This is a genomic window from Tardiphaga sp. 768_D3_N2_1 (assembly GCF_052076105.1).
GTDB lineage: Bacteria > Pseudomonadota > Alphaproteobacteria > Rhizobiales > Xanthobacteraceae > Tardiphaga.
On the sequence record NZ_CP197245.1, the window covers coordinates 3,751,462 to 3,768,675 of the forward strand.

General features: G+C 64.1%; 14 protein-coding genes. 8 read left to right on the forward strand and 6 right to left on the reverse strand.

All coding sequences use genetic code 11. From position 1 onward, the window contains the following. Nucleotides 1-93: 93 nt before the first annotated feature. A complete protein-coding gene (gene putA, locus AB8A27_RS17660; RefSeq protein WP_441243020.1) occupies nucleotides 94-3,102 on the forward strand; it encodes a bifunctional proline dehydrogenase/L-glutamate gamma-semialdehyde dehydrogenase PutA in 3,009 nt (1,002 codons plus the stop codon). A gap of 134 nt (nucleotides 3,103-3,236) precedes the next feature. After that, nucleotides 3,237-4,442 (forward strand): CaiB/BaiF CoA transferase family protein, encoded by a 1,206-nt coding sequence (locus tag AB8A27_RS17665; protein WP_441243021.1) that lies wholly within the window; start codon nucleotides 3,237-3,239, stop codon nucleotides 4,440-4,442. Between the two features lie 42 nt (nucleotides 4,443-4,484). On the opposite strand, the gene AB8A27_RS17670 is transcribed toward AB8A27_RS17665, so the two are convergent. From AB8A27_RS17670 to AB8A27_RS17680, 3 genes are all read right to left on the reverse strand, one after another. Beyond that, nucleotides 4,485-4,643 carry a hypothetical protein gene (locus AB8A27_RS17670; RefSeq protein ID WP_175500387.1) on the reverse strand — a complete coding sequence of 53 codons (159 nt, stop codon included), beginning with the start codon at nucleotides 4,641-4,643 and terminating at the stop codon, nucleotides 4,485-4,487. A 7-nt stretch (nucleotides 4,644-4,650) separates the two neighbouring features. Continuing rightward, on the reverse strand, nucleotides 4,651-6,159 hold the full coding sequence (locus tag AB8A27_RS17675; protein ID WP_441243022.1) for a hypothetical protein: 1,509 nt from the start codon (nucleotides 6,157-6,159) through the stop codon (nucleotides 4,651-4,653). A gap of 94 nt (nucleotides 6,160-6,253) precedes the next feature. Then, the gene (locus tag AB8A27_RS17680) at nucleotides 6,254-7,213 is read right to left on the reverse strand and encodes a hypothetical protein (protein WP_441243023.1); all 960 of its coding nucleotides are present in this window, start codon (nucleotides 7,211-7,213) and stop codon (nucleotides 6,254-6,256) included. Between the two features lie 173 nt (nucleotides 7,214-7,386). Between AB8A27_RS17680 and AB8A27_RS17685 the strand changes: the two genes are divergently transcribed. Next, a complete protein-coding gene (locus AB8A27_RS17685; RefSeq protein ID WP_441243024.1) occupies nucleotides 7,387-7,998 on the forward strand; it encodes a glutathione S-transferase family protein in 612 nt (203 codons plus the stop codon). A 3-nt stretch (nucleotides 7,999-8,001) separates the two neighbouring features. Here AB8A27_RS17685 and AB8A27_RS17690 read toward each other — a convergent pair whose 3' ends face one another. The 3 genes from AB8A27_RS17690 to AB8A27_RS17700 are packed head-to-tail and all read right to left on the reverse strand — an operon-like array spanning nucleotide 8,002 to nucleotide 10,013. After that, complete coding sequence (locus AB8A27_RS17690; protein ID WP_441243025.1) at nucleotides 8,002-8,499, reverse strand: TPM domain-containing protein; 498 nt, start codon at nucleotides 8,497-8,499, stop codon at nucleotides 8,002-8,004. Next, nucleotides 8,499-9,380 carry a TPM domain-containing protein gene (locus AB8A27_RS17695; RefSeq protein ID WP_441243026.1) on the reverse strand — a complete coding sequence of 294 codons (882 nt, stop codon included), beginning with the start codon at nucleotides 9,378-9,380 and terminating at the stop codon, nucleotides 8,499-8,501. Before AB8A27_RS17695 ends, AB8A27_RS17690 begins: the two co-directional genes overlap by 1 nt. A 24-nt stretch (nucleotides 9,381-9,404) precedes the next feature. Continuing rightward, nucleotides 9,405-10,013, reverse strand: coding sequence for a LemA family protein (locus AB8A27_RS17700; RefSeq protein WP_441243027.1), 609 nt, complete (start codon nucleotides 10,011-10,013; stop codon nucleotides 9,405-9,407). Between the two features lie 206 nt (nucleotides 10,014-10,219). Between AB8A27_RS17700 and AB8A27_RS17705 the strand changes: the two genes are divergently transcribed. The 5 genes from AB8A27_RS17705 to glgA all read left to right on the forward strand — a co-directional run bounded on the left by AB8A27_RS17705 (nucleotide 10,220) and on the right by glgA (nucleotide 17,169). After that, nucleotides 10,220-11,782 carry an AMP-binding protein gene (locus AB8A27_RS17705; RefSeq protein WP_441243028.1) on the forward strand — a complete coding sequence of 521 codons (1,563 nt, stop codon included), beginning with the start codon at nucleotides 10,220-10,222 and terminating at the stop codon, nucleotides 11,780-11,782. Nucleotides 11,783-12,029: 247 nt separating this feature from the next. Next, nucleotides 12,030-12,533: a winged helix-turn-helix transcriptional regulator gene (locus AB8A27_RS17710; protein WP_441243029.1), complete on the forward strand. Its 504-nt coding sequence runs from the start codon at nucleotides 12,030-12,032 to the stop codon at nucleotides 12,531-12,533. Next, nucleotides 12,530-13,936: an MATE family efflux transporter gene (locus AB8A27_RS17715; protein ID WP_441243030.1), complete on the forward strand. Its 1,407-nt coding sequence runs from the start codon at nucleotides 12,530-12,532 to the stop codon at nucleotides 13,934-13,936. The genes AB8A27_RS17710 and AB8A27_RS17715 overlap by 4 nt, the downstream gene beginning before the upstream one ends. 222 nt (nucleotides 13,937-14,158) lie before the next feature. Further along, entirely contained in the window at nucleotides 14,159-15,550 is a 1,392-nt protein-coding gene (locus tag AB8A27_RS17720; RefSeq protein WP_441243031.1) for an MFS transporter, read from the forward strand. A gap of 197 nt (nucleotides 15,551-15,747) precedes the next feature. Beyond that, nucleotides 15,748-17,169, forward strand: coding sequence for a glycogen synthase GlgA (gene glgA / locus AB8A27_RS17725; RefSeq protein WP_441243032.1), 1,422 nt, complete (start codon nucleotides 15,748-15,750; stop codon nucleotides 17,167-17,169). The last annotated feature ends 45 nt before the right edge of the window (nucleotides 17,170-17,214 follow it).

Genomic DNA, 17,214 nt, shown 5'->3' on the forward strand with positions numbered 1-17,214 from the left:
CAATTCCGGATTATCTAAGGATAAATCTCAAAATACCCTATCGAACTACGGCCGCGCCGGGATTACCCTTCGGAAAGACCCGAGGAAACGCCCATGTCGCCCGATTCCCTCCTCCCGCCCTTCACTGCCCCCTACGCCCCGGATGATGCGGCGATCGCCGCCCGGCTTCTGGCCGACGCAGTCATGACGCCCGCCCAGGATACGCGGATCGACGCGACGGCCACGCGCCTAATCGACGCGATCCGCGCCAAGGACGACCGCTTCGGCGGTGTCGAGGACATGCTGCGGGAATATGCGCTCTCCACCAAGGAGGGCCTTGCCCTGATGGTGTTGGCCGAGGCGCTGCTGCGCGTGCCGGATGCGCGCACCGCCGACGCCTTCATCGAGGACAAGCTCGGCCAGGGCGATTTCATCCATCACGAGACGAAGTCGAGCGCCTTCCTCGTCAATGCATCTGCCTGGGCGCTCGGCATTTCCCAGCGCGCGATCCAGCCCGGCGAGACGCCGCAGGGCACACTGGGCCGGCTGGCGAAGCGGATCGGCCTGCCCGCGGTGCGCACGGCGACGCGACAGGCGATGCGGCTGATGGGCAGCCACTTCGTGCTCGGCGAAACCATCGATGCGGCGCTGGCCCGCGCCCGTGCACCGTCCGAGCGCCCGGCGCGCTATTCCTTCGATATGCTCGGCGAAGGCGCGCGCACCAGAGACGACGCGCAGCGCTATTTCGACTCCTATGCCTCGGCCATCTCAGCCATCGGCCACGCCGCTGGCAACAGGTCGCTGCCGGACCGACCGGGTATCTCGGTCAAGCTCTCGGCGCTGCATCCGCGCTATGAGGCGATAAGTCATCAGCGCGTGATGCGCGAACTGGTACCGCGCCTGATCGCGCTGGCGCAGCAGGCAAAGGCCTATGACCTCAATTTCACCGTCGACGCCGAAGAAGCCGACCGGCTCGAATTGTCGCTCGACGTGATCGATGCGGCCTTTGCCGATCCGTCGCTGGCAGGATGGGACGGTTTCGGACTCGCCATCCAAGCATATCAGAAGCGCTGCGCGGATGTGATCGACCACATCGACGCGCTGGCGCGCCGTCACGATCGCAAGATGATGGTGCGGCTCGTGAAGGGCGCCTATTGGGACACCGAGATCAAGCGCGCGCAGGAACGCGGGCTCGCCGGCTATCCGGTGTTCACGCGCAAGGCCATGACCGACCTCAACTACATCGCCTGCGCGCAGAAGCTGCTCGCCTTGCGGCCGCGCATCTTCCCGCAATTCGCCACGCATAATGCGCTCACGGTCGCGACCATCCTCGAACTGGACGGCAGCAGCGGCGGCTATGAATTCCAGCGCCTACACGGCATGGGCGATGCGCTCTATGAGCAACTCGGCAAGGATCATCCCGCGATCCGCTGGCGCACCTATGCGCCAGTCGGCAGCCATCGCGATCTGCTGGCCTATCTGGTGCGACGGCTGCTGGAGAACGGCGCGAACTCATCTTTCGTGGCGATCGCGGCGGATGATGCCGTGCCGGTCGCGACGCTGCTGCAGCGGCCTGCCGCAATCATCGGCTCTCCTGACCGCGCAGGACACGCAAAGATCCCGCTGCCTGCCGATCTCTATCGACCCGAACGAGCCAACTCACACGGCATCGAATTTGGAGAACGCGCCGCGTTGGACAAATTGCTGGCCGAGATTGCGGCAAGCAAGCCAGACATGGACAATGTGGTCGTCGATGCCAATGCCGCGCAGGCATGTGCTGCGGTGACAGCAGCGCGCGCGGGCTTTGCGTCGTGGAGCCACACACCGGCCCAAGACCGCGCGGCAATCCTCGACCACGCAGCCGATCTTCTGGAACAGCGCCGCGCATCCTTCATCGCCTTGCTGCAACAGGAAGGCGGCAAGACGCTCGATGACGCGCTGTCGGAAGTCCGCGAAGCCATCGACTTCTGCCGCTACTATGCAGCACAAGGACGCCAGCAATTCGGCGAGGGCGAGGTGGTGCCGGGGCCAACCGGTGAGAGCAACGTGCTGAGCCTGCGCGGCCGCGGCGTCTTCGTTGCCATCTCGCCGTGGAATTTTCCGCTGGCGATCTTTCTCGGCCAAGTGAGCGCCGCGCTGATGGCCGGCAATACGGTCGTCGCCAAGCCAGCCGAACAAACACCGCGCATCGCGGCACGCGCCGTACGCCTGCTTCATGAAGCCGGCGTGCCCAGGTCAGCACTCCATCTGATCCAGGGTGACGGCCGCATCGGTGCGGCGCTGGTCGCGCATCCCGCCATCGCCGGCGTGGTGTTCACCGGCTCGACCGAGGTCGCGCGGTCGATCAATCGCGCCCTCGCCGCCAAGGACGGACCGATCGTGCCACTCATCGCGGAGACCGGCGGCATCAATGCGATGATCGTCGATGCCACCGCCCTTCCGGAGCAGGTCGCCGATGATGTGGTGATGTCGGCCTTCCGGTCGGCCGGGCAGCGTTGCTCGGCGTTGCGGCTGTTGCTCGTGCAGGACGACGTCGCCGACCGCATGATCGAGATGATCGTGGGTGCGGCCGAAGAACTCAAGCTGGGCGATCCCTCCGATCCTACAACCCATATCGGCCCGGTCATCGATACCGAGGCGAAGCAGAAGCTCGATGCGCATATTGCGCGCATGACGATCGAGGCACGCGTGCATCTTGCGGGCACGGCACCTGCAGGCAATTTCGTCGCGCCGCATATCTTCGAATTCGCGAGCGCACGACAACTCGCCGAGGAAGTATTCGGCCCGATCCTGCACGTGGTGCGCTACCGTGCGTCGGAATTCGATCGCGTGTTGCAGGACATTGCCGACACCGGCTTCGGACTCACGCTCGGCGTGCATTCGCGGATCGACGATATGGTTGAGCGCGTAATCGCGCGCCTGCCGGTCGGCAATGTCTATGTGAACCGCAACATGATCGGCGCCGTGGTCGGCGTGCAACCCTTCGGCGGCTTCGGCCTGTCCGGCACCGGGCCGAAAGCCGGTGGCCCGCATTACCTCGCCCGCTTCGCCACCGAGCAGACGGTCACGATCAACACGGCCGCGGCGGGTGGCAATGCAGCATTGATGACGGGTGACGAGTAGCAGCGCTGCTTCCCGTTTCAGGCCGTTGCATCACCCGTCGAAGATGGGTCAAATGCGCCACCGGATTCCAGATGGAATTAAATTCCGGCAGACGGCAAGAACAACACGCAGAACAAAAGCGACGGGAGTGACGCATGGAAGACGGTCTGTTCAAGGGGCTGAAGGTGCTGGACTGCGCGAGCTTCATCGCGGCACCCGCTGCAGCCACCGTGCTGTCCGACTTCGGTGCCGACGTCATCAAGATCGAACCGCCGGGTGCCGGCGATCCCTATCGCAACCTGCCCAACCTGCCCGGCTATCCCAAGAGCGAGCACAACTATGCGTGGATGATGGAGAGCCGGAACAAGAAGAGCCTGGCGCTCGACCTGTCCAAGCCGGAAGGCCGCGAGGTGCTGTATAAATTGATCGCCGAGGCGGATGTGTTCATCACCAATTTCCCGCCGCCGGTGCGCAAGCGGCTGAAGATTGCCTATGAGGATATCGCACGGCTGAACGAGAAGCTGATCTATGCCTGCTTCACCGGCTATGGCGACAAGGGCGCGGAAGCCGACAAGCCCGGTTTCGACTCGACAGCATGGTGGGCGCGCTCCGGCATGATGGATCTGGTGCGGGCGGATGATGACACGACGCCGGCGCGCTCGATCGCCGGCATGGGCGATCATCCCTGCGCTATGGCGCTGTATGGCGCCATCGTCACTGCGCTCTACAAGCGCGAGAAGACTGGCAAGGGCTGCCAGGTCAAATCCAACCTGATGGCCAATGGCGTGTGGTCATCGAGCGTGCTGGCGCAGGCCAAGCTGGTGGGCGCCAAATTCGAGAAGCGCCGCGCGCGCGAGGAAGCGCTCAACGCCGTGACCAACCACTACAAGTGCCGCGACGGCCGCTGGATCATGCTGTCGCTGCTCGCCGAAGAGCGGCAATGGCCGGCCTTCACCAAATGCCTCGGCCGCGAGGACCTGCGCGACGATCCGCGCTTCGCCACCAAGCCGGATCGCCACGCGCGCTCGGTCGAACTGATCAAGATCCTCGATGAAGTCTTCGCAACGCGCGACTTCGCCGACTGGCGCGAGCGCCTCGACGGCAACGGTCTCGTGTTCGGCTTTGTCGGCATTCTCGACGACATTCCGAACGATCAGCAGATGAAGGACAACGACGTGCTGATCCCGTTCGAGGGAACCGACATCCTCACCATCAACAGCCCGATCTGGATCGGCGGCGAGACCAAGCGCAAGCCGCATCTGCCGCCGTCCATCGGCCAGCACAGCGACGAGATCCTGCGCGCCATGGGCTATGACGATCATCAGATCGAGGGGTTACGGGCGGCGGGAGCTGTGCAATAGCGTCCTTCCCTCTCCTCGCCCTTTTGCGGGGAGAGGGAAAAGTCACCGCGCCAACAACCAGCCGAAGAAACCGAGTCCGAGCAGAACCGCCACACCGATCGCCCAGACGCTGACTCGGATTTGGCTCGTCGTCTGCTTGGCGCTCTCGTTTTCGGCGATGACGGCGTCGCGTTCCTTGATCTCTTTTTCGGTCTCGTTCATCGCGCCCTCATTTCACGAAACACATGCCGATCGCAGACGACGCATCCGCGCCAACCTGCTGGCAGGCAAGACCTTCGGCACATGTCCAGGACGCGAAGCTCTTGTCCGCGACGCCCTTCGGCTTCGGTCGATAACATGTCGCGCCCCAGCCATCGAGGAGAGGCGAACCCGCAAGTTCATTATTGCCACGCGCTTGCGGCCGGTCGGAAAAACCGCGTGAGAAGTCCGGCACCTTTCCATCGCGTATCGCCATGACGATATCGCGACGGCGAGGCTGGTCACCGATGAAATGCGGTGATGACGGAACCGTTCCCTGCGATTGGTCTGCCAGCGTATCCGCACCGGGAAAATGAAAGCCGCCGATGCCACGGATCTGGTGGCAGCCGCCGCAGGTGATGTCGTTCAGCCGGCGCGCGAAGCCGGCGGGCGAGCGGATGTTCTCGAACGGGCCGCCCTGCGCTACTGCCCGCTCCAGCGCGGCGATGACGTCACGCTCGCTGAACACGCCCCTCCCCTTGCTCTCCATCAATCCGAATTCCGGCTGCAGGGCCGACGGTGCGAAGCCGACCGGCGTCGACGCCAGCGACGATGTCGCGAGGAATTTCTCAGGGATCAAAACCGTGCCGCGATCGAAGGCGCGCAGATTGGCGGGCGCAAGCAGCCACTCCTGAAACGCGTGACCGAGCGCCGCGTCAGCCAGCAACCGGTCGCGGTCGATCTGGTTCTCCATGGGGACTTCGCGAAACTGCTTCGCACTGGCATCGAAGCGAAACACCTTCTGCAAATAGTCAGTGCGGAATTCCTGCGCATCTGACTTCGGCCGATGCGCGATCTGCAGATTGGTCTCGATGCGATCAATCTGCGCGGCCGTGATTGTCGCAAGCGGGCCATCTCGTTTCAGCAAGCGATCCGCGAGCGCTGCGCCCGTCTCGGTAAACGACGCTGAATTGAGCCAGCGCCCGGCGAGATCCGCGCATGTCACCGACGTATCGGCGGGGTCCTTCGCATGAAGCACAAGATTGAGCGTCATCGGCAGACGCGGCGGCGTCGTGCCAGCGGCCATGCGCGTGAGGCGATAGATCAGCCTGATCTCACCGCAAGTATCCGGCGCGACATAAGCACGATCCATGCGGTTGACGATTCCAGCGAGAACGAACCGCGTGTCAGGCGATGTCAGCATTGCCTTGTCGAACAGTTGCACGTCGTGGCCCGGGCCGACGCCAATGCTCACGCGCGGCTGGCGGCTCTGGTGATCGGCGAGATAGCGTGTGAACGCATCATCCAGCGCAGCGCGGACCGGCGTCATCGCAGGCAGAGCGAACAGGGCATCGCTCGGGATCGGTATCGATCGCGCGGGATCGAGCAACTGCGCGAGACCGAGACCGTGGGTCCCGTGCGTTTCCAGCGCCCGCAACACACCGGGATCGGTGACGGCGAGACCGTTGCCCTCATCCGCCTGCGCGACGGGAGCCACGAGGGACAGCAGGGTAGCGATGAAGCTCAAGCGAAGTCGCACGGCGCAATCCCAGACGTAACGCCGGGAAGCTAGCCCAAAACAAAGGCCACTGCACCAGCAGCGGCCCGAACGCTTGTATCACAGGAAGAGGAGATCAGCGGGCGACGATCAGGCCGCGGCTCGTAACCACAGTCCAGCGGCCATCCTGTTTGCGGATCGCATCGACGCGGCCGAGGCCGGGAACCGGATCGCCGGCATAGACTTCGAAGATTCCGGCGCGGCCCTCGATGGTGGCGCCGCCGCCGGCGATGTCGATGATGCGCCAACCTTCGACCATGGGCAGGCGCGCAACTTCAGGCTTCGGTGCCGGCGTCGGCACCGGCGCGTTGATCGAACCCGTGACTTCCTTGGCCGGCGCGGAGGCAACCGGGGCTGGAGCCGGCGCGGGCGCAGCTGCAGGCGGCGGCGTGGTGCGCAGCTTTTCGACGGTCTCGCTCAGCTTGGCGAGTTTCGCGGCCGGTTCAGCCTGCGCCTTCTCAAGCTTGTCGAGACGGTCGGCAGACTTCGCGCGTGCCGCGATGGACTGCTTGGCGTTGCGGTCAACCTCGGCCTTCAGCGCCGTGAGTTCGCTATCGAGACGGGCGACCTGCTCTTCCAGCGCATGAGTGGAGGACTTGGTGTCGTCGGCCGCAAACAGCTTGCCCAGGCCCGACATCGCCACCGAACCGCCAACCGCGCCGACGGTGATACCCAGCGCGATCATCGCGGCAATCGCCAGCATCCGGCTCTGGCCGGGCTTCTGGGCCGGCTCGATCTTCGGCTCGGAATTGACGAAGTCTTCCCAGGAGTGCTCGCGCGCCGCATGTTCACGGGACGCACCGTCGTGCGGGCCGCTGTCGCGGGAGGGGGCCATGATGGTGATCCGGCCGGGCGCGCCGAGCTTCGGCGCTTCCCGCTTCGGCATCTGGGCGCGGCGCTCGTCGCCCTGCTCGGGAGCGAGCTTTGGCGACTCCACATGGATGTCAGCATCGTGGGAACCGGCCGCCGCCGCCACGCCGGTGTCGACGTGATCGCCGCTGACGTCTGGGGTGGAATCGGCCTTGTGCTCACTCACGATCAAATTCTCCGGAATAGATGAACACTTTGGTAACTTTCATTGCTTGCCAAATCCTTACCGGGTGTCGTGCTTACGAAAATTTCACCTCTCGTCCGGCCGCAGGAACCGTTGCTTGACGCGCACCCGCCCGGCCCGCACAACAGTTGCCAACAAGACATCGGGGAAACGCCATGAAGCTCTACGATTCCATCGGACCGAATCCGCGCGTGGTGCGCATGTTCATGGCCGAGAAGGGCATCAGCCTCCCCGTCCAGACCGTCGATCTGGCTGCCGGCGAGAACCGCGAGGCCGCGCATCTGGCGCGCAATCCGCACGGCCAGATGCCGACGCTCGAACTTGATGACGGCGCTTATGTTTCGGAGACGGTGGCGATCTGCGAATATGTCGAAGAGACGCATCCGACGCCGCCGCTGATCGGCACTACGCCCGAGCAACGCGCCGAGGCGCGGATGTGGCGGCAACGCGTCGATCTCAACATCTGCCAGCACATCGCCAACGGCTATCGCTTTTCGGAGGGATTGAAGCGCTTCGAGACACGCATCGTCTGCGTACCCGAAGGCGCGCCGGGCCTGAAGACAATCGCCATCGACCGGCTGCGCTGGCTCGACGGACAGATGGGCGGCAAGACCTTCATCTGCGGCGAGCGGTTCACGATGGCCGATATCGTGCTGTTCTGCTGGCTCGATTTCGCCGACAAGGTGAAGCAACCGTGGGACCGGGGCAATGCGAAGGTCGCGGCGTGGTTCGAGCGGGTCGGCGCGCGCGAGTCAGCGAAGGCGTAACGGCTACAGCACCACCGGCGCATCAGGGAGTTCATTCACCGAACCGGCACCGCGCGGAAAATGCGCCGCCAGATGCTGCGTCACCGCATCGATGCCCTTGATCACGCCGCGCTCGAAATGCCCGGCGCGGAACTCGGCTTCCATCATCTGGCAGATCGCTTCCCAGCCGGCTTTGCCGACGCGGGCATCGATGCCGCGATCGACCACGATCTCCACGTCGCGATCGGCGAGCAGCAGATAGATCAGCACGCCGTTGTTATGCGCGGTGTCCCAGACGCGCAGTTGCGCGAACACATCGATGGCGCGTTCGCGCGCCATCTGATTGCGGAACAGTGGCGCACCGTCGAGCGCACCTTCGACGACGAAGCGGATCTGGCCGGCATGGCTGGCCTCGGAGGCCTTGATGGCCTGCTCGATCCTTGCGAGCGATTGCGGCGGAAATGCCTTGCGGACACGCGAGCGATTGCCGAGCAGATGTTTGCCAATGCGTTTGAGGCTCATCACCAACTCCCCGAAGCGCCGCCGCCACCGAAACTGCCGCCACCTCCGCTGAAGCCGCCGCTGCTGCCCGATGAGCTGCCCGACGACCACGATCCACCGCTGCCGCCGACATAACCGCCGCCGCGACGCCCACCACCGCCACCCGACATGAAGGCTTCGCTGATCAGCGTGAAGATGAAGGCGACGACGCCGAGAATGCCGCCAATCAAGAGGCTGCCTGCGATGAACCAGACCACCGCGGCGACGAGGCCGCCCGTCGCCGCCGAGCCGAACAACCGGCCGAAGATGCTGCGCAACATGCCGCCGCCGATAATCACGCCGAACAGCAGGAACGGCGCGTATTCCATGGCCTGATCGATGAGATCCGGATTGCCTTTCCACTCGGTGGGCGCCGGCAGCGGCTCGCCGTCGATCACCTTGATCATCTGGTTGACGCCCGCGGTAATGCCGCCGGCGAAATCACCGGCCTTGAAGCGGGGCGTGATGATCTCGTCGATGATCCGTTTTGTCGTGACGTCGGTCAGCGCGCCTTCGAGGCCATAGCCGACCTCGATGCGCAGCTTGCGATCATCCTTGGCGACCAGCAGGATCGCGCCATCATCGACCTTCTTGCGGCCGATCTTCCAGGCTTCTGCGACGCGGATGGAATATTGCTCGATCGATTCCGGTGCCGTCGTGGGCACGATCAGCACTTCGACCTGACTGCCTTTACGCGCCTCGAAGTCGCGCAGCGTGCTGTCGAGCGATGTCTGTTCGCTCTGGCTCAGCGTCGCGGTCTGATCGACCACGCGCCCCGTCAGAGCCGGCACAGCCACATCGGCCAGAGCGACGGCGCTCCAGCATAGCAGCAAGGCCAGCAGGCAGGCTTTGATCGCCTTCATCGGATCGGCCTGATCGGCACCGGCCTATTTCGCGGGCGCCGGCGTCGGGTTGAAGTCGACCTTCGGTGCGGTGGATATCTCGCTCTCATTGGCGACAGTGAAATTCGCCTTCTCCTTGTAGCCGAACATCATGGCAGTCAGATTGTTCGGGAAGGTGCGCACGCCGACATTATAGTCCTGCACCGACTTGATGTAGCGGTTGCGCGCCACGGTGATACGGTTCTCGGTGCCTTCGAGCTGCGACATCAGATCCTTGAACAGCGCGTCCGACTTGAGCTGCGGATAATTCTCGGTGACCACGAGCAGCCGCGACAGCGCGCTGGAGAGCTCGCCTTGCGCAGCCTGGAATTTCTGCAGCGCGGCGGGATCGTTCACCACATCAGGCGTCGCCTGCACCGAGCCGACCTTGGCGCGCGCATTTGTGACGCCCAGAAGAACGTCCTTCTCCTGCTGCGCGAAGCCCTTCACGGAATTCACGAGATTCGGCACGAGATCCGCGCGGCGCTGATACTGGTTGACCACTTCCGACCAGGCGGACTTGACCTGTTCATCATTGGTCTGGATCGCGTTGTAACCGCAATTGGTCAGGCTGAGGGTCGCCAGTGCTGCCAGCACGGTCAAAAACTTGCGCATGAAATTCTCCTGTGACGCGGCTCAAGTGGTCAGGCGGTTTCTAGCACATGGCAATGGCATACGTCGCCACAAGTTCACTGCGCGATGCTGCAATGCGTTCAAGGAGGGAGGGCGTCCAACGGTTTGTATTTGCGCGCGGAGCATTCGTTGTTAGCCTTGCCGCAACCATCGGCCCACAGAGGCCGAGGACATTTGGGGAGATTTCCATGACGGACGTGCTCAACGCGTTTCCGACGGTCGGTGCGCAGATCCTGCGGGCCCTGGCGCGCTATCCGGATCGCATCGCCTTCAGCTGGCCCGGCGGCTCCATCACCTATCGCGGCGCCACGGACCTGATCGGCCGGCTACAGAATGTGTTCATGAACCTCGGCGCACAGCCCGGAACGAAAGTCGCGTTGCTGACCGCGAACCGCGCCGACACATGGTGCACCGGCGTCGCCGCGCAACTGTCGCGTTTCGCGATCTCCTGGCTACATCCGCTGGGTTCGATGCAAGACCAGATCGACCAGATCGAGGACGCCGGCTCCACGATCCTGATCATCGACGCCGACAATTTTCTGCAGCGCGGCGGAGAGCTCGCCTCGCGTGCACAGGGGCTGCTGCATGTGTTCACGCTGAGCCGCGCAGATTACGGAATCGATCTGTTGAAGGTCGTCGGCTCGGGCGGCAGCGCCACCGCACGCGATTTCGCACAGGTGGATGACATCGCTGTGCTGAACTACACCGGCGGCACCACCGGAAAGTCCAAGGGCGCGCTGCGCCGGCATCGCGAAGTATCGGGCTTCGCCAGCGCGATCCTGTCGGATTTCGAAATTCCGGACACGCCAAGCTATCTCACGGTGGCGCCGATCAGCCATGTCGCCGGCACCAAGGTGCTGCCGACGCTGATGCGCGGCGGCACAGTGCATATGCTGAAAGGTTTTGATCCCGAAGCTGTGCTCAAGACCATCGAACGCGAGCGGATCAATTTCACGCTGTTTGTGCCGACCATGATCTATGTGCTGCTCGATCATCCGACGCTGTCAAAGACCGATCTATCGTCGCTCGATCTGGTACTTTACGGCGCATCGCCGATGTCGCCGAGCCGGCTGGTGGAAGGCATCGAACGGATCGGCCCGGTGTTCTCGCAGCTTTACGGCCAGACCGAATGCTATCCGGTGTCGGTGCTGCGCAAGGCCGACCACGATCCCAGCAATCCCGAACTGTTTCTGTCCTGCGGCTTTCCGATCGCGGCCTGCGACGTCCGCATTCTCGACGATGACGACCAGGAAGTGTCGCCCGGCGAGGCCGGCGAAATCTGCGTCCGCGCGCCGCATGTGATGAAGGAATACTGGAAGCGGCCGGAACAGACCGCCGAGACTCTCAAGAATGGCTGGCTGCATACCGGCGACATCGCCCGTAAGGACGAGCGCGGCTACATGTTCATCCTCGACCGCAAGAAGGACATGATCGTCTCCGGCGGCTTCAACATCTTCCCGCGCGAGATCGAGGATGTGTTGACGACCCACGCCGATGTGGCGATGTGCGCCGTGGTCGGCGTGCCCGACGATAAATGGGGCGAGGCCGTCACCGCCATCGTGGTCGCGCGTGGCGGCGCGAAGCCAGATGCCAGTGAACTGATCAATCTGGTGAAGACACGCAAGGGTTCGGCCCATGCGCCGAAGCACATCAAGTTCGTGACCGAACTGCCAATGACCGGCGTCGGCAAGATCGACAAGAAGGCGCTACGCGCAAGCTTCTGGGTCGGGCGCGAGCGGATGGTGGGGTAAGGGCGGCCACCGTAACCATCAAAGCCAAGCTCCGCCCTCACCTCTGTCATCCCCGCGAAAGCGGGGATCCATAGCCTCTACAGAGCTAATTTAGCGCTGTGGCAGAGGCCATTGTTCACATTGCTAGCACCGTGGTTATGGGTCCCCGCCTTCGCGGGGACGACAATTGAGAGGCCAGAGCCATCTTCGGACATACCGCCCTGACAAGTAACTTGCATGATGAAAGTAACTACCCTATCTTGCTGCCATGCAGCGCAAGAGTTTCGAGAAGCTGGAATGCCCGATCGCCCGCAGCCTCGAGCGCGTTGGCGAGTGGTGGAGCATCCTGATCATGCGCGATGCCGTCTACGGCATGACGCGGTTCGACCAGTTTCAGAAGAACCTCAATATCGCGCCGAACATGCTGACCCGCCGGCTGGCAGTCCTGGTCGAGGCCGGGCTGCTGGAGAAACGCCAATACTGCGAAAAACCGCCGCGCTACGAATATATCGTGACCCCGCGCGGCCGGGACTTCCGCTCCGTCCTGTGGTCGATACAGAGCTGGGGTAACCGGCATTTTGCGCCCGAGGGCGAAAGCGTCGTCCTGATCGACAAGGAGACCGGCGAGCGCGCCGATCCGATTCTCGTCGACCGCCGCACCGGCAAACCAATCACCGAAGCCACCCATATGAATGCCCCCGGCCCCGCGGCAAGCGCACGCGTGCAACGGCGGCTGAGCAAACCGCGCCCGCAGAAGGACGGATCACCATGAAACTCGAAACGCCGCAGGCCATCGTGGCCGCCGCAGCTACGCCGGTTCCGGCGATGAATCCGCGGACGCGCATGCTGCTGCAAGCGCCGCTCGCCTCCACGCTGGTCAAGCTCGCCTGGCCCAATCTGCTGGTGATGCTGGCGCAGGCCTCAACCGGTCTGATCGAGACCTGGTGGGTGTCGCATCTCGGCAGCGATGCGCTGACCGGCATGGCCGTGGTGTTTCCCGGCTTCATGATGATGCAGATGCTGTCGGCCGGCGCCATGGGCGGCGGCATTTCCTCGGCGATTGCGCGTGCGCTCGGTGCACGGCGCACCGACGATGCCGAGGCGCTGGTGATGCACGCCACGCTCATCAATATCCTGCTTGGCCTCATCGGCTCGGCAATCTTCCTGATCTTCGGCCGCGCGATCTACACCGCGATGGGCGTCAGCGGCGGCGCGCTGGACGCGGCCATGCAATATTCCAACGTGGTGTTTGGCGGCAGCGTCCTCGTTTGGCTGATGAACGGCTTCGCCAGCATCATTCGCGGCACCGGCAATATGCTGGTGCCGTCGCTGTCGATCTGTATCGGCGTGGTGCTGCTGATCCCGCTGTCCCCGCTGCTGATCTTCGGCTGGGGTCCGATCCCGGCGCTCGGCATTGCCGGCGGCGGCTGGGCCGTGGTGCTGTCCACATTCACCGTGGGCGCCGTACTCGCGGGCTACATTCTCTCCGGCCGCTGCATCGTCCATTTCAAACTGGCACGGCTGCGCTGGGATCTCTCGGCCGACATCCTGCGCGTCGGTGCCGTCGCCGCGGTCATCTCGCTGCAGACGAGCTTCACGGTGCTGCTCACCACGGCGCTGGTCGGCGGCTTCGCCGGCGGCGACGCCGTCGCGGGATTCGGCACCGGCGTGCGGCTGGAATATCTGATGGTGCCGCTGGCCTTTGGTTTCGGCGGGCCGCTGGTGGCCCTGGTGGGTACCAATATCGGCGCCGGACAGGAGCAGCGCGCGCTGCGGGCAGCGCTGATCGGCGGCGGCATGGTGTTCGTGATCACCGAAACCGTCGGCCTGGCCGCCGCGATCTGGCCGGCAGCCTGGCTTGGCCTGTTCGGCTCGGACCCGCAGATGATCGAGACCGGCAGCGCCTATCTGCGGATCGTGGGCCCGGCCTATGGCTTCTTCGGCCTCGGCCTGTCGCTGTATTTCGCCTCGCAGGGTGCCGGCAAGATGCTCTATCCGCTGCTGGCCGGCGTGCTGCGCCTCTTGATCTCCATCGGCGGCGGCTGGCTGGCGCTGCGCCTGACGGGGTCGCTGACCTGGCTGTTTGCCTGCCTGACACTTGCCCTGGTCGTCTACGGCACCATCATCGCCGCGGCGGTGGCGTCCGGGACCTGGTTCAAGGCGAAGGCGAATTGAGCGTAGGATGGGTAGAGCGCAGGCGCATCGCGCCGGAGCGAAACCCATCGGCTGAGTCCGCGGCAATATGATGGGTTTCGCTGCGCTCTACCCATCCTACGCCCCGGCCAGAACAAAGATGTGCATATGCCTCATGCAGTTACACGCCTGCAGGGACAAAGCGAACTATTCTAGATAGCGCGGATCGGCGGCCAATTCGGCCGCACCCAGGAATCCCCAGCTATGGCAGACGGTATCGCGGCACAGGCTTCTCAGCCGACGAACGGGCTGACGCCGAGCCAGCAGCGCTGGGCGCGACTTGCCATCTTTACCGCCCTTGCCATGGCCTCGCTCGATACCGCCATTGCCAATATCGCGTTGCCCTCCATCGCCACCGATCTGAAAGCCACGCCGGCGGATGTGATCTGGGTGGTCAATGTCTACCAGATCGCCATGGTCGCCACGCTGCTGCCGTTCGGCGCGCTGGGCGAGATCGTCGGCCACCAGCGCATCTATCTCGGCGGGCTGATCCTGTTCACGATCGCGTCGGTCGCCTGCGCATTCGCCTGGTCGCTGGACACTTTGCTGTTCGCGCGGGTGCTGCAGGGCCTCGGCGCCGCTGGCGCCATGAGCGTCAATGCGGCGCTGGTCCGCGTGGTTTATCCGCCAAGCCATTTCGGCCGCGGGCTCGGTCATAACGCCCTCGTCGTCGCGACGGCCTTCACCCTCGGCCCCACCATCGCCTCGGGCATCCTGTCGGTTGCAACCTGGCCCTGGCTGTTTGCGATCAACCTGCCCTTCGGCCTCGCCGCCATTATCATCAGCCTGAAGACGCTGCCAAAGACCACGCGCGCCACCCATTCTTTCGATTTCCTTGGCGCCCTGCTCACCTCGCTCTGCCTCGGCCTGCTGATCCTCGGCATCGACAGCGCGGCGCATCACACAGCACCGTCCATCGTGGTCGCGGAGCTCGTTGCCGGCCTGCTGTTCGGCTGGCTGCTGCTCCGCCGGCAGGCCGATCATCCCGCGCCCATGCTGCCGATCGACCTGTTCCGCCGCCCGCTATTCGCGCTGTCGGCGGCCACGGCGGTGTGCTCGTTCTCCGTCCAGGGCCTCGCCTTTGTGTCGCTGCCGTTCTATTTCGAAGAAGTTCTGCATCGCTCCGCGGTTGAAACCGGCTTCTTCCTCACGCCCTGGCCGCTGGTCGTCGGCATCATGGCGCCGATCGCCGGCCGGTTGTCGGACCACTACCCCGCCGGCCTGCTCGGCGGCATCGGCCTCGCGCTGCTCGGTATCGGCATGGTGCTGCTGGCTACATTGCCGCCCGATCCGAGCGTCGCCAATATCGTCTGGCGGATGGTGATCTGCGGCGCCGGCTTCGGCTTCTTCCAGGCCCCGAACATGAAGGCGATCATGTCGAGCGCCCCGGCCGGCCGCAGCGGCGGCGCCAGCGGTATCGTTGCTACCGCCCGGCTCACCGGCCAGAGCATGGGCGCGGCACTCGCCGCCTTCTGCTTCGGCCTGTTCGGCCATGGCGGCGCGACCTGGGCGCTGGCACTCGGCGCCGGCTTTGCCGCGCTCGGCTGCGTCATGAGCTTCCTGCGACTGATCGTCCCGTCGTCACCCGGTCACTGATTTCAGAGATAATTTTGCGAAGTCACATTTCTCTTTTGCAATGCCGTATTAAGTGATGTGATATACTGCAGTGCAGAGACAGATATTTTGCGGCGCAAGTAACAGAACTGAGTTCCATTGCCCTTCGGTTCCTAAGTACCCAAAGACGCTGGACCAGTTTCGTATCCTTGTAGTCGTGGCGGGCACGAGGGCGTTTCTTGAGGGTACTGTTCGTCACTCCAGAGATTGACGACTTCATCCGGGTGGGGGGCCTTGCGGCCGTGTCCGCCGCCCTCCCTAGAGCCTTGCGCATCTGGACCGACGTTCGCATCATCCTTCCCGGCTACCGCGACGTCGTCACGCAGTTTCCTGACATCGAGATCGTCGGCGAATGCCCGGCGCTGGCGGAAATGCCCGCCTGCTCGGTCGGCCTTGCCGCCACCAAGGATGGACTGCCGATCTACATCCTGCTCTGCCCGCAGCTCTACGATCGCCCGGGTAACCCTTACGGCGATGCCTGCGGCCGCGACTGGCCGGACAACGACATCCGCTTTGCGCGCTTTGCCTCTGCGGCCGCGCTGCTCGCCTCCGGCAAGGTCGACCCGAACTGGTCGGCCGATCTGGTTCACGCCAATGACTGGCAGGCGGCTTTGGTGCCGGCCTATCTCGCCTGGAGCGGGGTGAAGATCCCGACCATCCTGACGATCCATAATCTCGCTTATCAGGGCCTGTTCCCGAAGACCTCGCTGCGCCGGATCGGTGCACCGGCAGAGTCGTTTCACATCGACGGGCTCGAATTCTACGACAAGCTCTCCTTCCTCAAGGGCGGCCTGATCTACTCGTCGCATCTGACGACAGTGAGCGAGACCTATGCGCGCGAGATCACCACGCCAGAACTTGGCTGCGGGCTGGAAGGCCTGCTGACCAAGCGCTCCAACGAGTCGCGTCTGACAGGCATCCTCAATGGCATCGACGAAAGCTGGGATCCGCGCGTCTGCGCGGAGCTCATGCGGCCGTTCGGCGCGGGCGACTGGGAAGCCAAACGCGCCAACGCCGACGGGGTACGTCAACAATTTGGGCTCGCGCTCTCCCGCGGGCCCATTTTTGGTTTGGTCGCCCGTCTCGTGCATCAGAAGGGCGTCGACCTCGTGCTGTCGGCCGCCGACGCCATCGTGTCCGCGGGCGGCCAGATCGTCGTCACCGGCCGCGGCGAGACCGCGATCGAGAATGCGCTGATGGAAGCGCATCGTCGCCGTCCGGATGCGATCGGCGTCGCCATCGGCTTCAACGACCGCGAGGCACGGCGCATCTTCGCCGGCAGCGACTTCACGCTGATGCCGTCGCGCTTCGAACCCTGCGGGCTGAGCCAGATGTATGCGCAGCGCTTCGGCTCGCTGCCGATCGGTCACCAGACCGGCGGCCTCGCCGAAACCATCGTCGATGGCGAGACCGGCTTCCTGTTCACCCAGCCCTCCACCGAGTCATTTCTGGGCGGCATCCTGCGAGCCTTCGCGACCTATGGCTCCAAGGAGCGCCTGAACTCGATGCGCCGCAGCGCCATGTCGAAGTCGTTCAGCTGGAATATTTCTGCAGCCAGCTATAGCTCGCTGTATCGCAAGACCATCGTCGCCGGCGTCTAGCGCGGGAAATCGGCGAACGGCCCGCGATCCTGGCTTGCGGATCAG